The 1,637-nt window shown below is 51.4% G+C and carries 1 tRNA gene and 1 rRNA gene; both read right to left on the bottom strand.

Annotated elements, in window-relative coordinates:
* Positions 1–1,282 (bottom strand): 23S ribosomal RNA (locus tag ABLV04_RS08375); the annotation flags it as partial.
* Between the two features lie 178 nt (positions 1,283–1,460).
* A tRNA-Glu gene (locus ABLV04_RS08370) sits at positions 1,461–1,536 on the bottom strand.
* Positions 1,537–1,637: the final 101 nt, after the last annotated feature.

Genomic DNA, 1,637 nt, shown 5'->3' with positions numbered 1-1,637 from the left:
TTCACCCGCTTTATCGTTACTTATGTCAGCATTCGCACTTCTGATACCTCCAGCAACCCTCACAGGCCACCTTCGCAGGCTTACAGAACGCTCCCCTACCCAACAACACATAGTGTCGCTGCCGCAGCTTCGGTGCATGGTTTAGCCCCGTTACATCTTCCGCGCAGGCCGACTCGACCAGTGAGCTATTACGCTTTCTTTAAATGATGGCTGCTTCTAAGCCAACATCCTGGCTGTCTGTGCCTTCCCACATCGTTTCCCACTTAACCATGACTTTGGGACCTTAGCTGGCGGTCTGGGTTGTTTCCCTCTTCACGACGGACGTTAGCACCCGCCGTGTGTCTCCCGTGATAACATTCTTCGGTATTCGTAGTTTGCATCGGGTTGGTAAGTCGGGATGACCCCCTAGCCGAAACAGTGCTCTACCCCCGAAGATGAGTTCACGAGGCGCTACCTAAATAGCTTTCGGGGAGAACCAGCTATCTCCCGGTTTGATTGGCCTTTCACCCCCAGCCACAAGTCATCCGCTAATTTTTCAACATTAGTCGGTTCGGTCCTCCAGTTAGTGTTACCCAACCTTCAACCTGCCCATGGCTAGATCACCGGGTTTCGGGTCTATACCCTGCAACTTAACGCCCAGTTAAGACTCGGTTTCCCTGCGGCTCCCCTATACGGTTAACCTTGCTACAGAATATAAGTCGCTGACCCATTATACAAAAGGTACGCAGTCACACCCGAAGGTGCTCCCACTGCTTGTACGTACACGGTTTCAGGTTCTTTTTCACTCCCCTCGCCGGGGTTCTTTTCGCCTTTCCCTCACGGTACTGGTTCACTATCGGTCAGTCAGGAGTATTTAGCCTTGGAGGATGGTCCCCCCATATTCAGACAGGATACCACGTGTCCCGCCCTACTCTTCGAGTTCACAACCTGTGCATTTTGGTGTACGGGACTATCACCCTGTACCGTCGGACTTTCCAGACCGTTCCACTAACACACAAGCTGATTCAGACTCTGGGCTGCTCCCCGTTCGCTCGCCGCTACTGGGGGAATCTCGGTTGATTTCTTTTCCTCGGGGTACTTAGATGTTTCAGTTCCCCCGGTTCGCCTCGTTAACCTATGTATTCAGTTAACGATAGTGCAACGAATTGCACTGGGTTTCCCCATTCGGACATCGCCGGCTGTAACGGTTCATATCACCTTACCGACGCTTTTCGCAGATTAGCACGTCCTTCATCGCCTCTGACTGCCAGGGCATCCACCGTGTACGCTTAGTCGCTTAACCTCACAACCCGAAGATGTCTTCAGATTGCGAAAATTTGAGAGACTCGAACACACATTAACTGTGTGTCGTTTCAATTTTCAGCTTGATCCAGATTTTTAAAGAGCAAATATCTCAAACGTCACCCGAAGATGAGTTTTGGGATATATCGGCACGCGTCTTTCACTCACGAACCAGCAAGTGGCGTCCCCTAGGGGATTCGAACCCCTGTTACCGCCGTGAAAGGGCGGTGTCCTGGGCCTCTAGACGAAGGGGACACTGAAGTCTCAATCGCAAGACGCCTTGCTTCTCTACTTTCATCAGACAATCTGTGTGAGCACTACAAAGGCAGGTTCTTTAAGGTAAGGAGGTGATCCAA

Source organism: Klebsiella sp. JN_Kp127, assembly GCF_040062505.1.
Lineage (GTDB): Bacteria > Pseudomonadota > Gammaproteobacteria > Enterobacterales > Enterobacteriaceae > Klebsiella > Klebsiella quasipneumoniae.
This window is presented reverse-complemented; position numbering and strand designations above follow the sequence as displayed.